The sequence below is a fragment of the Acinetobacter sp. ACZLY 512 genome (assembly GCF_023614015.1).
GTDB lineage: Bacteria > Pseudomonadota > Gammaproteobacteria > Pseudomonadales > Moraxellaceae > Acinetobacter > Acinetobacter soli.
This window is the reverse complement of sequence record NZ_JAKIVI010000011.1, coordinates 125,437-140,983: the sequence shown is the minus strand read 5'-3', so window position 1 is coordinate 140,983 and position 15,547 is coordinate 125,437. Positions and strand designations below refer to the sequence as shown.

The following is a 15,547-nucleotide window of genomic DNA, read 5'->3' as shown; positions in this document are numbered from 1 at the left end:
TGGTTGTGGCGTTACAACTATGAAAGACCGCATCAAGCCAATCGAGGAAAACCACCTCTGATAGCTGCTTAATCTCTACTTTTGACTTCGGTTATTTATGGGAGGATTACCGTGGAAATAATGCGTTGACTGCGGGACTTTCAGCAGGAGGAGCAGAGGCAGCGGCACCAGTATTGTCGAGTTTCTTATATGGAAAAGAGGCCAAAGACCTTACAGCAGAGCAGAAATCTACGATCAGTTCTATTGTTGGTTTGGCAGGCACAGCATTGGGCGCTACAACGGGTGATGTCGCAACTACAGTTCAGAGTGGGCAGGTTGCGCAGAATGCGGTGGAGAATAATTATTTAACAGTTAAACAAGTTCAAGCTTATAAAACGCAGATGCAATTATGCAAAGTAAAGCAAAATTGCGATCAGGTGATAGATAAATTCAGGAAACTGGCGATAAAGCAAGATGAGCAATTAGTTGCAGTTTGTTCAACTTCACCAAAAAATTGTAAGCAATATTATCAATTTATCTTAAATGATAGGCTTGCAGTCAAAAAGGCGATTGGTGATGCCGGAAAATTTATTCCGGCATTCGATGAAAGTGTTTTATGGTCTCAACAAAATACGGCTGAAGGTATTGTTTCAAATACTGAATTTGCAAAACAGTTACAAAAAAGATGTGGGCTAGATGAGCAGACTGCAAAGTTAACAGCTAGTGCCGTAATGAGTGCAATTACAGGAGTAAAGGCTAAACAAATATCGGGAAATGCTTCAAAAAATGAAATTACCCAAAATGGATATTCTTTTAAGAAAGGAATTGATTTAGATTTAAAAGGAAAAAATTATTCAACTAAAGATGCTCTCAACATTGCTTTTGAAAAAACAGGAGTACCTAAAAATGAATTTACTGTTACAAAATGGGCCGTAGATCAAAATGGTAAAAGTTTTCCTGCTGAATACAGGGTATTATCAGGCAGTAATAGAGGTGCGGAAGTTAGTGTAGATTTGGGTCATACTTCTAGCGGAACTCCAGGTGCTCCACATGTAGGGTGGCAGACTCCAGGTAAGAAAAATACGGTCGGCCATATTTTCTTGGATAATGTTAACGTAAATAGATCAAAATCAAAGGATTAATTAGGTGTTGAATAATATGACTTTCTTTATAGATGATTTTATTGAAGTAACTGAAAAAAATGATATTCATTTTTATACACTATCACAAGAAGAAAGCAAGCATATTTTTCGGAGAGTATTTGATAAGTTTTTTTCAAATAAATTATCTATGGAAAAACCTCTTGAAATTCCTCTTTGGCAATTCTTAAATAAAGAAAATTCAATAGGAGTGCATTTGCCGAATGCTGCTGGACATAGAGAGCTATTTTTAAATCAATTACCGAATATAAAAAATGTATATTTCTTATTTGATTTAGAGTTTTCTAATAAAATATTAAAGTTCAAACTTTTAAGTGATTTGGTAATTGTTTTAGAGGATTCATATAACTTTAATTTCTATATATTTGATGAGTCATTTAATTTTTTATTATCATGGAATAAAGATGAAACATTATTTGGTTCGGGTGATGCAAAAGAATTTGTATTAAAGGTTAAGGAATCATGGAATCTATGAAAGATTAAGACATATAGGCTTTATTACACAAATCTGTTCTTAAAGGCTTCTTCAGCAATATAATTTCTAGATGAAGAAGCCTACACTCAAATCTACCGTACAACCTGATCCTAGCCAAAATAATGGACAATGCATCCCTATCAAGCCAAACGGGAAAATTACAAAAACTTAGGCCTGCTGATCGATACAGTGGCCTCAGGCTTATCCGCTCCGACAAGTTCAGGTCTAGGAATAGCAACCGCGACACTCAGCCCAGCGGCAAGTTATAAGATTGGTCAATATTTCAAAGAACAAGTGAATAATAATCCAAATGGACAACTGACGAATGGTCAAGAAGCGGCACATATTCTAGCGCATACGGTACTTGGAGCAGCAGTTACGGCGGCTGGTGGAAATAATGCGTTGACTGCGGGACTTTCAGCAGGAGGAGCAGAGGCAGCGGCACCAGTATTGTCGAGTTTCTTATATGGAAAAGAAGCCAACGGTACTTGGCGCAGCAGTTGCGGCGGCTGGTGGAAATAATGCGTTGACTGCGGGACTTTCAGCAGGAGGAGCAGAGGCAGCGGCACCAGTACTATCGAGTTTCTTATATGGAAAAGAGGCCAAAGACCTTACAGCAGAGCAGAAATCTACGATCAGTTCTATTGTTGGTTTGGCAGGCACAGCATTGGGCGCTACAACGGGTGATGTCGCAACTACAGTACAAAGTGGGCAGATAGCGCAGAATGCGGTGGAGATTAATTTCTTATCCGTTAAAGAAGCTGCCAGAAAGAATGCATTAATTTACAATTTATAGGCGCTGTTTGCATTGAAATGATGTATGTGAATCACACAGATGTATGTACAAGCACTTTCCTAAATAAGGAAGTTAGCTAACAACTATAACCAAAATGCCTTTCAAAAATTTGCTTAAAGTACTGTGCGCTACTGTAACCAATCTGATTGGCTACATTTTCTACTGAAACACCTTCTTTTAATAAGATTTGAGCATGTTTCATCCGAATTTCTAATAAGTAATGACCAATTGTCTTTCCTGTATATTCTTTAAAAAGGCGTTTTAAATCACATTCGTTTATACCAACCCACTTAGCTAAAGTTCGAATCGTAATTTTTTGTTCAAATTCTGATTCTAAAATTGCAATGCTTTTATGAATGGGAGCAGGAATTTGATTTGACTTACTATGTTCATCTAATAGCATGCTCATTAGTTCTAAAGCTGCACCTTCTAAATGTAATAAATCGATAGATGACTGTGCAGGGGGAAGATTTAATAAATAATGTGCCTGATGGAGTATATGTTTATTTGGAATATTGATAGTTTTAAGTGCAGGATTAGAATCTGTTAAGAAAAATTTTGCTATTTCATGATGCTGAAAATTGGCTTGCATAATTTCTAGGAAAGTTTCACTAAAATCTAGTGTAATTAAAGCCATTTTTTTGTGTTCTTGGAGGTAGATGGTCTGTAAACCTAGACTTCCTTTTCTCAAAATAATCATGGGCGAACGAATTTGATATTCATGATTACTATAATAATTTTTAATATGATGTGTGCCTGAAAGAAGAAGCGTGATTCCGTAAGAGTTAGTGGTCGTTTCAGCACTCATTTGTAATGGATGATCAATGCAATATTTACCTTTACCAACACAGAGTTTTCCAAAATCATAAATTTCACTGTAACCATCACCATTTGAAGGATTAAATTGATTCAGATGGTGATTAGGAAGAGATGAACACATATCTAAAAATATATCACCAACTTGTTTTAGTACTGCTTTGTGTGAATCAATATAAATAGACATTCTAAAAGTCCATGTTAAATACAAACAAGAATCATTTTCATTTCAGTCATCATAAAAGTCAATAGCATTTTGTTGTTTTAAAAGCCTTTTTTATCATAAGTGAATCATCAAACTATTCATATATATAGAAAAAATAAGTTTTTTAACCATTAGACTGAAATCCCATATTCTAAAATTAAGCAAAACTTACATTGCTAAACTTTAAGATAATTCTTTTAAAATCAAAATCTTTCCCATAACTATATAAAAAATATCGGATTCTTAGTTTTAAATAATAATGATTATTAATATCATTTGTGCCAAGCCGATTCGTGTAGAAAATTTTAGTGATAGTTCAACTAAAACTACATACGTGTTAGAGCAAAGGAGGCTTTATGAATGATATGAGTTTATCAATTAATTATGCGTTTGAACCTATACAAAACTGCAAATCATCTTGTTTTTTAACAAAAAATTATCAAATTTATACATCTGAACTTATCGAAACAGTTCGATTGGCCGCAGAGAATCAGGAAAAACTCTTAACGACTATTGAAGATATATTTACTCGGTTATCTGAGGATAAAGCAAAAAATCCAGTCTTAGTGGGTGCGATTCCATTTGATACAACACAGCCGTCTACACTCAATATTTATCGTCAACATAAGAAACAAAATACTGAGTCTGTCAAACATTTTATAAAACATCAGAAATGTCATTCATTGACTTTGAGTAGCCAGCAACGACTGGTTGCAAGAGAACATTTTGCAAAGAACATAGATGAAGCTTTACAACAATTTGAGAAAAATAATCTAGAAAAAATTGTGTTGTCTCAGGCAGTCGATTTTGAGCTCAAACATCCACAAAATCCCTATATTTTAGTTCAAACTCTTGCGCAAAAAAATGCGCATGCATTTAGTTTTGTAATTCCGGTTGAGGATAATGCATATCTTTTGGGAGCAAGTCCTGAACTGCTGATTTTTAAACAAGATCAGGTGGTAAGAAGCAATCCTTTAGCGGGTTCACGTCCTTTGAGTGATGATGAACACATCAATCAAGTAAGAATCCATGATCTTTGTGCATCATCAAAAGATCTCTACGAGCATCAAGTCGTTGTCGATAGCGTATGCAAGCACTTAAAACCATTTTGTCAGCATTTAAACATTTCAGAAAAACCTGAGATTTTAAAAACCACAACGATGATGCATTTGTCTACGGTATTTGAAGGTCAATTGAAATCAAAGAAGACTAATGCGCTAGAACTGGCTTTATCTCTTCATCCAACCCCTGCAATTTGCGGTGCTCCAACTCAGTTAGCCAAAGACTTTATTTTAAAACATGAAGGTTATGACCGACATTATTTTGCTGGTCTGGTTGGCTGGATGGATGCGAATGGTAACGGGGAATGGGTGGTGACCATTCGTTGCGGACTTTTGACACAAAGTCATCTTCGATTATACGCAGGTGCAGGGATTGTTAAAGGTTCAGAGGCCGAACTTGAGTGGAACGAAACAGAAGCGAAAATGCAAACCTTACTCAAAACCTTGAATGCAACTTGTGAAACTTGATGATGTCTAACACAGGTTCACAGCTTAGCTTATACCGGCAGATTAGCTCTTAAAGACAAACCTTATAACTGACACATGATATAGAGATATCACTATGGCAATTCCAAAAATCCAAAGTTATCCGCTTCCGTTCAAACAAGATTATCCCGCTGCTAAAGTGAAATGGAAAATTGAAAAAAAACGCACAGCCTTACTGATTCACGATATGCAGGATTATTTTATTAATTTTTATGGTGAAGATTCTTTGTTGATACAGGATGTGATCAACAATATTGTTCGATTGAAAACATGGTGTAAGGAAAATCATATTCCTGTGTTTTATACCGCACAACCTGCAGAGCAAAAAGATGAAGATCGTGCCTTGCTGAATGATATGTGGGGACCTGGTTTAACAGCTTATCCTGAACAAGCTGAAATTGTCAAAAAATTATCACCAACACTACAAGATCAGGTGTTAACTAAATGGCGTTATAGTGCATTTTATCGTTCTGATCTTCACAAGACCATGAAAGAAAAAGAAAAAGATCAGCTGATTATTTGTGGTGTATATGCTCATATTGGTGTGCTTCAAACTGCTGCTGATGCATTTATGAACGGTATACAACCTTTTGTAGTGGGAGATTCAGTTGCTGACTTTAGTTTGAAAGATCATTTGTTTGCTTTGCAATACGTAAACCGCAATTTAGGTGTCGTTGAAGATGCTCAAAGTGTGATTGCTTCATAAATTTCAAAATGAATCATCATTTGGATAAGGAATCATCATGATACAAGCACAAGCATCGCGCCACGCTGATACTCGGAAAATTGCATGGGTGACTGGGGTCAATCAGGGTATAGGTGCAGAAATTATGCAACAACTGATTGCTCAAAATATTTATGTGGTGGGTTTTGATCTTTACACCAATAACATCGTCGAGAACGATCGTTATGAGGTTTACCAGTGTGATGTACGTAATTCATCACAAATTTCAGATCTTTGTCAAAAACTACTCAAAACTTCAGTGCCAGATTATTTCATCAATGCAGCAGGCATTTTGCATTTGGGTAGTCACGACATTTTGTCGATTGAAGCTTGGCAACAAACTTTTGAAGTAAATACGTTTGCACCATTTTATTTCTTAAAACATTTAAGTCCGCATTTTCGTGTCAAACGTACAGGCAGTATTGTCATGGTGTCATCCAATTCAGCACATGCGTCACGAATCAATATGGCGGCTTATGGCGCATCAAAAGCCGCGCTCAGCAGTTTTAGTAAAACGGTTGGTTTAGAACTGGCTGAATATGGCGTACGTGTCAATATTGTTTCACCTGGTTCAACTGCAACGCCTATGCTCCATCAACTTTGGAAAGATGAATCAGGTAAACAGCAAACGATTCATGGCATTTTAACGCAGTACAAAGTGGGTATTCCTTTAAAAAAAATAGCACTGACCGAAGATATTGCCAACGCCGTGATGTTCCTAATTAGCGATCAAGCTTCACACATTACTATGCATGATCTGGTGATTGATGGTGGCGCCACTTTAGGTCAGTAGAGGAAGAATGTTAATGCAATTACAGCAAGAGATTACCGCGCAGATTTATCATATCCTTCAAGTAGCTGGTAATCAGATTGAGCCTAATGACAATCTGATTGAACATGGTTTGCATTCATTGGCGATTATGCAGTTGGTTGATCATTTTGAGAATAAATACAACACCTCATTGTCTTATGCCGATTTTGCAATGTCACCAACAGTAAAGGATTGGCATCGATTAATTCAGAATACACAGCTGAGCACAGTAGATTCAGACTTAGAGGGAGCAACGAAAAAGCCCCCGAGATTATCAAATTGGGTGCAACAGTTACCTACAAATGCAGTGCCATTATCAGATATGCAATATGCCTATTGGGCAGGGCGTGAGACCGAAGGTGTATCGGCACATCTATATATGGAATTTGAGGGAAAAGATTTAGATATTCCTCAATTGCAATTTGCCTTTGAGCAGTTAATACAGCGTCATCCCATGCTAAGTGTTTCCATCCGTGAAGGGCAGCAAAGTATTCAGTCGATTAAGCATCATCAGATTCATATTGAAGATCTGACTCAATTGAATTCTGAAGACATTCAGACACATTTAAAAGTAAAACGTGAGTGTTTAAGCCATCAACAATTAAACATAGCACAAGGGCATGTGCTGGATGTGCAGTTAAGTCTTTTGCCAGAAAAACGTCATATTTTACACTTTGATTTGGACATGGCTGCAATTGATCCACAAAGCTTTTTGATTGTCATAAATGACTTAACTGCTTTGTATCTAGGTGAAAAACGTGCAGATTTAAACTTAGATGGTGTTGACTATTTCAACTACTTAAACCAGCGTCGAGATGATCTGGATTTGAAAGCTCAAATTCAGCAAGATCAACAATGGTGGCAGTCACAATTAGATGTAATTTCACCTGCACCACAATTACCTATGGTCGCTGAAGGCCTAAGAGTAGATCAACATCATTTTGAACGTTTAATTCATATTTTTAATACGGATGAACGTTCCCAATTGCAAAGTTTGGCACAAATGCAGGGGGTTTCTTTACGCAGTGTATGTTTGACTCTATTTGCCTTGAGTGTTGCAAATTGGTCATCTACACCTGAGTTTCGTTTGAACTTACCGGCCTTTATTCGTGAGTCTGATTCGCAAAATATTAATCAGGTGGTGGGTGATTTCACGCAGATCAGTTTGTTAAGTGTAAAGTTCAATGGTCATGAAAGTTTACTGGATGCTGCCAAACGGATTGAACGCGATGTCGAGCAAATTTATGAGCACTACCGTTATGGAGGGATTCATGTACTGCGTGACTTATCAAAACATCGCCAACAGCCAGAAACTTCTCCGATTGTATTTACATCTGCTTTAGATGAAGGCGAAATATTCTCGAAACAATTGCAAAGTACATTAGGTCGACCTATATGGTGTATTTCCCAAGGTCCAAAAGTTGACTTGGACGTACAGCTTACCTATTTCAACCAGGGCTTAGCCATCAACTGGGATATTCGTACCCATGCGTTTAAACCGAATGTCATTCAAGCTATGTTCGATCATTATATTCAGTTGATACAGCATATATTGACTATGGGCAGTCCTGCATTTGCACAAACTTTAAATACATTATCTCAACACACATCACAGTTAATTTGGTCGAAAAGACAGCAAAAAAGTCAAGTCAAAGCACCTTTAACTAAGCGGATCTTAGCAAAATTCCCGCAAGCGCATGTTCATACACCATATCGTATCTTAAACGCTCTGGAGATGGATTGCCCAGCTTGGGTCTTGGGTCGATTATTCTTGAATCTTGGTAATCTGAATTCCAATCCTAAGTCTCCATCAGATCAATCCGAATGGGTTGATATAGGTATTCAAGCCTATACTGATGATCAAGGACAGTTACACTTATTTGAGCAGTCGCATCAGCTTGTTTTAAAAAATGGTCAATGTATTGAGGTACAAAACATTGAAGCAGAAATTTTAAACATTCCTTTTGTACAACAAGTCAAACTATATGCAGTTGAAAAACAGGATAGATCTGTCATCGTGGCTGTCTTAAGGCTTCAACAACAGCTGTCATCCTCAGATTTAAACGCAGCTTATAAGCGTGTCTTACCACAGTATTTAATACCTGAGCAGAACTATGTGGTGAATAATCTTCAGCCTTTTACTGCCTATCTATCGGCTGAGAGTCTTCAACACTTTATTGCAACACATATATCAATAGAAAACACAGAGTCGCAACCAGTACAGAGCACAGCGATTGAACATGTGGTGACTTTTATCATGGCGAAGATTATTGGTTTGCCAGAGCAACATACCCATGGTGATTTGGACTTCTTTGATGAAGGAGGTGATTCTTTATTAGCTACGCATTTGGTGGCAGCTTTGAATCAATATTTCATCAATGCCGAAATAAGTGTGGTTGATATTTTCACACAGCGTAATGTAACCAATATCTGCAAGTTAATTGAACAAAAACTGCCCGACACTGCGCAGCGTATTGCTGAAGTGTTTATGCAAGTCATCGAGGGGAAATAAAACAATGAATCCAAAATCATTAACCCCAATGCAAAAAGCCTATCTATTAGGAAAAAGTAAAATGTTCCCGCTGAGTCAATCTTCAATGCATGACTTTCGAGAGTTTAAAGGACAAATGGATGCTAAAACTTTGGCACAGCGTATGTCCCAACTCATTGAGTTATATCCTGCATTACGTACTGTCATTGATGAAACACAACTGGTTCAGCGGGTTGAGAGCAATATTGATGTGATGCAGCATCTGAAAATTTATGATTTCTCTCATTTTAATTTGACACAAGCGACCATTAAATTGGAAATGTTACGAGAGGAATATCGCCATTTTTCTCATGATTTGAGTACATCACCTTGGCAAATTGCATTGATTCAATTGCCAGAATCTGCTGAAACATCTTCAGTGGTTCTGACCAGTTTTGACGGTTTGATTATAGATGGTTATTCAATTTCAGTCCTTTTAGATCAACTCTTTAATCTCAATAACGACTTAAGTCTTTTGTCAAATAATGCAGATCAAGATTCCGGTCAGTCAGACTGCAGTTTTTTTGAAGCTTCGGAAAAAGATCGCCAATTCTGGCATGAGAAATTGGCACAAATCGAAGAAGTCACTCAGTTACCTTGGGTGAATAGCTTAGACAGTATCTCTAAGCTGATTTATTCGCGTCGAACAGTTGTCATTGAAAAAGCGCAGTTTGATGCGCTCTCTAAACTTGCTGCACAATATAAAGTCTTTCCAAATGCATTACTGACCACACTCATTTTAGAGGTGATTTCACGATGGACTGAAGAGCAGAAACTGCTGATTTCAATGCCAGTTTCTAATTCAGCTTTACATAAAAAAGTAGGAAATAGCTCTTCCTTTATTGTGCTGGATTATCAATACCATTATGAGATCAGCTTTGTTGATCAGATTAAAGCAACGCAAAAGCAAATTCTGGAGTCCATGGCCCATACCTCATATTCGGGTATTGAGCTTTCTAAATTTCTGATAAAAAACTTGCAAGAATCGATTGTATTGCCTGTGGCTTTGACGAATGGTTTGTCTTGGGTAAAACCGTCTAAGTCGTCGCTACTGCGCTATGTTGGAGGACAGACCCAAACCCCGCAATTGGCTTTAGATATTCGTCTTTCATTTTCTGAAAGTTCAGATTTAGTGATTGATCTTGATTTTATTGAACAGGCTTTAAGCCCAACCATGATTCAAAATATAGCGGATACTTTGTTAAAAAAAATCAACGATTTAAGTCATATAAAAACAGAATTAGAGCAACCGAAACGTGTCTCAAATGTCGTAACATTAGACGATGATGCTGATGTAACAGATGATTATGAACATATTGAGGTAATGGATTATCTAGCCAACATTCAGCGTCATTTGTTTGAAGAGATTCCAGACAAAACAGCGCTCATTTATGAAGGGCAATCCATTTCTTATGCTGAACTCGGTGCCAATGTCGTTAAAGTTCGTCGTGCTTTAGATTTGGCACAAATTGGTCAGAATCAAGTCGTCGCAATCTGCTTACGCAAAAGTCCAGAACATATCTATAGCATTTTGGCTTGTGCCTTGTCGGGTATTATTTGGTTGCCTGTAGATATGGACTCTCCACAATTCAGACAGCAATACATCATATCCAACAGTCGTGCAGACTTAGCGATTTCGACTGCACCAATTGACGGTTTACTGACTTTAAATATCGATCAAATTTTAAAAAGTTCAACACACGGATCATTATACTCAGGCAGTGCAGAATCGGTATTTGAATCTGAAATCATCTGGCAACATCGTCATGATGCATCGCCCGCGTATTATCTATATACCTCAGGCAGTACAGGCACGCCGAAATGTGTGGTACTGAATAATCGAGCCACAGCACATGTGCTGCAAGAAACTATCGAGTTTTGGTGTATCAATCAGAATGACATTCATTTGGCAGCAACACCATTCCACCATGACATGTCGATTTTTGATTTGATGGCGCCACTTTCTGTCGGCGGTACGTTGGTTGTCCCAACTTTGGAAGAAGCCAAAAGTGCAGTGGCTTGGGCGCAGTTGATTGAACGTTATCAGGTCTCGATCTGGTGTACCGTACCTGCGATGGCTGACATGTTATTGACCTCTGCGGATCCAAAACAATTACAAAGCATTCGCTTGATTAACCAAGGCGGTGATTATGTCAAACCTTCCGTGATAAAAAAGTTACGTGAAATTTTACCAAATGCTCGTCTAATTTCGATTGGTGGCCCTACAGAAACTACCATTTGGAGTATCTGGCATGAAATTACTCCTGAAGATATTAATGTGATTCCTTATGGTAAGGAAATGAAGCATAACCGTTATTACATTTTGAATCCTTGGGGTGAATTCTGCCCACCAGGAGTAGTAGGACAGCTTTATATGTCAGGCATTAATCTTGCCAATGGATATTTGCTCGATGGCAAGATCACTCAGAAGGATTTTGTGCTTCTTACTCTACCCAATGGTGAAGTGCATCGTGTCTTTCGTATGAGTGATAAAGGTTATCTACGTGAAGATGGCAATATTATTTTTGCCGGTCGTGATGAAGGTTATTTAAAAGTTCGTGGAGTGCGAATTGCTGCATCAGAAGTGGAAAATGCCATATTGAAACATCCACGGATCAGCGATTGCGTGGTCACCGTTTGTTCCAATCCTATCTATGAAGGCAATGAATTGGTGGCAATTTATACGATTCGAGATACACATCAACATGATGCTGGTTTAAATGCGATACGACCATCTGAACTACGTCAGTTCTTACAAGATTATGTGCCGAATTCACATATTCCATCTCGTTGGCTGCCTTTAGCGCAATTTCCAATTACCCGTAATGGCAAAATCGACCGCAAAACCTTAAAGCAAACTGCGCAAGATTTTCTTTATCAAAGCTATGCACAAGCTTCATCGAAACAAACTGTCATGCCATCAGACTCATCATTAAATCAGCAACAGGGAGATACTCAAAAGTCCAGTCACCATGCGATAGGTGTAAGCTTGGCTGAGGGTCAAACTTCGATTGCCCAAGATGTTATCAAACATTTGCAAAGTTCGTTAAACACATCAAATGATTTATCAGATGTATTGCTCGACACTGAAATTTTGGCTCTCGGTCTGACGTCAGGGTATTTAAGTCGTTTAGCCAAACATTTTTCTCAAGAATTCAATACCTCGATTCAATTTTCTGATTTAGCCAAGTGTAAAACGATTGGCGAGATCGTACATAACATCGAATCGCAGCTATATCAGAAATAAATGAGGAAATAGAACATGAGCCATCAGCACAGCATTATGAGTGATGAGTTGTTTAACATATTTGCAAGTAAGTTGCAGGATATTGGACTTTCGGATCAGTCCGAGTCATCTATGATATCTGCATTAAACCCGAGCACGATTATTAAACAAATATCTTTAGAAACCCAAGCACATCAGCAGATTTCTTTTGCAGAAGAACGTGCGTGGATGATGCATCAGCAAGACCCTTTGGCATCTTCAGGGCCATTTATTTTAGCGTTTCTTCTCACAGGTAAGATTGATATTGCACGTTTAACTCGGGCAATTGAAAAACTTTATGTTGGACAATCGAATCTAAATTTACGCTATGACTTGAACGAAGAAGGAGTATTGAGCAAATATCATGCTGAACAGGCAGATGTGAATGTGAAAATTCATGTTGTTCAGTCGGAAACAGAGGCGGTTCAATATCTCTTGTCATGGTTACAGCACCCCATTGATTTGGCAAAAGCTCCTGCAATTCAATTTAGTATTTTGCCAACAAATCATGATACGTTGATTTTAGGTATTTTAGGTCATCACATCTTATTGGATGACCTCGCTTGGCAACCGATTTTTAGACAACTTAGTTACTATTATGAATATGCTGATCAAGCTGTTGATAATGGTTCGTATGTCCCCAAGAGCAAGCCACAGCATCAAGTGAAAGATATCACTACGGTATTGCAATACTGGAAAACTATTTTTTCTACAGGCTTGATGCCAGTGCGTTGGCCAAAATTTTGTTTAGCGCCACAACTTGAAAATTCAATCATCGAATATGGCAAGAACAGTATTTATCAGTATGTGCAAAAAGCGGTACGTTGTTATAGCTATATAAATATTGGAAAAATTCAAAATCTTAGCCAGCAGGCTCAAGCATCTATTTTCCACACGGTTGTGGCGATATTTGGTAGTTATTTGAATCGCCTATTGGGTCAAAATTCGGTGGATCTTTTTGTTCCGATTGTGGAGCAATACGATGTAATTAGCTTAAGCCACATTCAAACGAGTTCGAATATTTTGCCGATCCGTGTCGCACATGATGATCAATCAAAACAATCCCAAACACCGTTGAATGAAATTCATAACATCATCAAAAATGTGCGTGATCAGATTCTGCAAGGAATATCGAATAATGTCTCGATTGAGCAGATTTTGTCGGCAACCAAAACCAAGCGTAGCGCGATTCCAAATGTGCTGATTACTCAGTTCGTCGAATCGAGCCAGTACCTCAAATTAGAGGGTGTGAAGGCTAAAACGATAGCCATTCCACCGATTCATTCAGATTATGATCTAACTTTAGCATTTCAGGTAAAAGGTGAAGAGATACACTTTGAACTAACCACTGGGGAGAAATTATCTAAAAATATCAGTGCATTACTATTGGAACAATGGCTTGATTTTATCAATGCTGATATTGCAACATGGGCAGATGGCGATGCTATTTTTGCATCAGCCACGCAGCCAAATCTAGATCGATTGGGCAAGCAAGATCTTGATCAAACCATTGAGCCCAATGTACAGACCTTACCTCACATCCATGACAAGACCGAATCTGCTCAAAATATTTATTTATCAGTCACACAATTGATTTTAGAAGAATTTAAAAGTGTGTTGATGAATCCGAATTTACAAGTAGATGACAACTTCTTTGATTTTGGCGGGCATTCTATTCTAGCTACTCGTGTGATTGGTAAAATGCAAAGCCAGCATGCTGTGCGAATTAAAATTGCCGATTTCTTTAATGCGCCAACCGCACGCGAATTGGCACAACATGCAGAGCTATTAAATACACATATTGAAGAACAGCAATCCTTCGATGAAAACCGTGAAATTGTTGCGCCTCTGACTTTATTACAAAAAGCCTTCATGAGCTTTTCGGATCAGGGACGTGATGCCATGTATAACATTCCATTTGCATTCCGTTTTTCTGAAGCAGTGGATGAGCAGGCATTTTATGCGGCATTTTTGGATATTCTAAAACGTCACCATGCCTTGCGCAGTATTTTTTTGCAGGCGGATCAGGGGGAGATTTTCCAAACGGTTATTCCCGTAACACAGTTGCATGAATATCCTTGGTTTTGGGGATCTGAACATCAAGCTGAACAAAGTGCACAAGAGATTTTGCGTGCAGAAGCCAATCATTCCTTTAATTTGATGCAAGAGTTTCCAATTCGTGTTCGTTTTATGAAAGATGGACAGGGACAGCATATTTTATCGATGTTGTTGTATCACATTGCTATGGATGAATGGTCTTCGGACATCTTAATGCGTGAGTTGATTCAAGCCTATCGCAGTCGTATAGCGGGTCAGACTCCTATCTGGGAAAAGGTACCACGTCAGTTTCATGAATATGCGATGGCCCAAGAGGATTCTACCTTGCAAGCACATATTCAGTATTGGGTTGATACAATTGGGAAAATCAAGAAACAACCACCTTTATTACCTGCTTATGCCACAGATACAGAGCAACATAATCAGCGTGATAAAGAAGATGTTGCGGGTGCAGCGATAGAGTTTGGATTTACGGCTTCACAAGTTGAGCAATTGAATGGATTGGCGCGAGAGTATCGATCTTCTCTCTTTTATGTAGTCTATGCCGCAATCGTATTAGCAACCCATTATTTAGGTGCTGGAAAAAAGATATTAACAGGGACTTCCGTAGCTTGTCGTCAAGATCCACTGTATCAGGACACCATGGGTTATTTCACTAATGTAGTGATGCATTACACCCTATTGAATGAAACTTTAACGATTAAAGACTTAGTACAGCAGGTTCAAAACAATATCTTCAAAGCACAAGAACATGCTGATATTCCATTTGCGATTGTCGAAGACCATATTCGTGCTGAAGGTGAGGAATGGACTGAAAGTCCATACGAAGTGTATGTACAACTTCATGCCCCAAATGCTTTAACGGGTGCATTTCAGCTCGATTCCGAGCATGAAATTCGGTTTAAGCTGATTGAACCTGAACGCGATACCGCCAAATTTGGTTTGCATTTTGAAGTCTACGAAGAACCAAGCTCTGAGCATGAACGCTTACGTGTTGTCATTAACTACCGCATCAATCGCTATAACCAAACACAAATTCAACTGATTCGACAGATTGCCGAGCAGGTCTTAACCCATTTCATCGACATTAATACACAGTCAGATAAATCGAAGCCTGTTGATGTTAGAGATATACGTCGTCAATTGAGCAGCATTCAATTTCCAGCAATGGCGATTTAAAG

9 protein-coding genes and 3 pseudogenes are annotated in these 15,547 nt (G+C 38.2%); 11 read left to right on the top strand and 1 reads right to left on the bottom strand.

Translation table 11 applies throughout. The features are described 5' to 3' along the window. Positions 1–113: 113 nt before the first annotated feature. From L2096_RS16165 to L2096_RS12820, 5 genes and pseudogenes are all read left to right on the top strand, one after another. A pseudogene (locus L2096_RS16165) lies at positions 114–357 on the top strand (VENN motif pre-toxin domain-containing protein); the annotation flags it as partial. 23 nt (positions 358–380) lie between these two features. Continuing rightward, complete coding sequence (locus L2096_RS12835; protein WP_502801298.1) at positions 381–1,121, top strand: polymorphic toxin type 47 domain-containing protein; 741 nt, start codon at positions 381–383, stop codon at positions 1,119–1,121. A 4-nt stretch (positions 1,122–1,125) separates the two neighbouring features. Beyond that, positions 1,126–1,614: a DUF6756 family protein gene (locus L2096_RS12830; protein WP_119025098.1), complete on the top strand. Its 489-nt coding sequence runs from the start codon at positions 1,126–1,128 to the stop codon at positions 1,612–1,614. 144 nt (positions 1,615–1,758) lie between these two features. Continuing rightward, positions 1,759–2,094 (top strand): annotated as a pseudogene (locus L2096_RS12825) (VENN motif pre-toxin domain-containing protein); the annotation flags it as partial. 1 nt (position 2,095) lies between these two features. Continuing rightward, positions 2,096–2,392: pseudogene (locus L2096_RS12820) on the top strand (VENN motif pre-toxin domain-containing protein); the annotation flags it as partial. Positions 2,393–2,486: 94 nt separating this feature from the next. Here L2096_RS12820 and L2096_RS12815 read toward each other — a convergent pair. After that, on the bottom strand, positions 2,487–3,413 hold the full coding sequence (locus L2096_RS12815; protein WP_250365577.1) for a helix-turn-helix domain-containing protein: 927 nt from the start codon (positions 3,411–3,413) through the stop codon (positions 2,487–2,489). 374 nt (positions 3,414–3,787) lie between these two features. Between L2096_RS12815 and L2096_RS12810 the strand changes: the two genes are divergently transcribed. The 6 genes from L2096_RS12810 (at position 3,788) to L2096_RS12780 (ending at position 15,545) form a co-directional block, all read left to right on the top strand. Continuing rightward, complete coding sequence (locus tag L2096_RS12810) at positions 3,788–4,960, top strand: isochorismate synthase (RefSeq protein ID WP_250365576.1); 1,173 nt, start codon at positions 3,788–3,790, stop codon at positions 4,958–4,960. Positions 4,961–5,054: 94 nt separating this feature from the next. Then, positions 5,055–5,684: an isochorismatase family protein gene (locus L2096_RS12805; protein ID WP_076032882.1), complete on the top strand. Its 630-nt coding sequence runs from the start codon at positions 5,055–5,057 to the stop codon at positions 5,682–5,684. 37 nt (positions 5,685–5,721) lie between these two features. Then, a complete protein-coding gene (dhbA, locus tag L2096_RS12800) occupies positions 5,722–6,495 on the top strand; it encodes a 2,3-dihydro-2,3-dihydroxybenzoate dehydrogenase (RefSeq protein ID WP_250365575.1) in 774 nt (257 codons plus the stop codon). Between the two features lie 13 nt (positions 6,496–6,508). Next, positions 6,509–9,025, top strand: a complete 2,517-nt coding sequence (locus L2096_RS12795; protein ID WP_250365574.1) for a condensation domain-containing protein — start codon at positions 6,509–6,511, stop codon at positions 9,023–9,025. A gap of 4 nt (positions 9,026–9,029) precedes the next feature. Further along, on the top strand, positions 9,030–12,290 hold the full coding sequence (locus L2096_RS16075; protein ID WP_284444936.1) for an AMP-binding protein: 3,261 nt from the start codon (positions 9,030–9,032) through the stop codon (positions 12,288–12,290). 15 nt (positions 12,291–12,305) lie between these two features. Next, positions 12,306–15,545: a condensation domain-containing protein gene (locus L2096_RS12780; protein WP_250365573.1), complete on the top strand. Its 3,240-nt coding sequence runs from the start codon at positions 12,306–12,308 to the stop codon at positions 15,543–15,545. Positions 15,546–15,547: the final 2 nt, after the last annotated feature.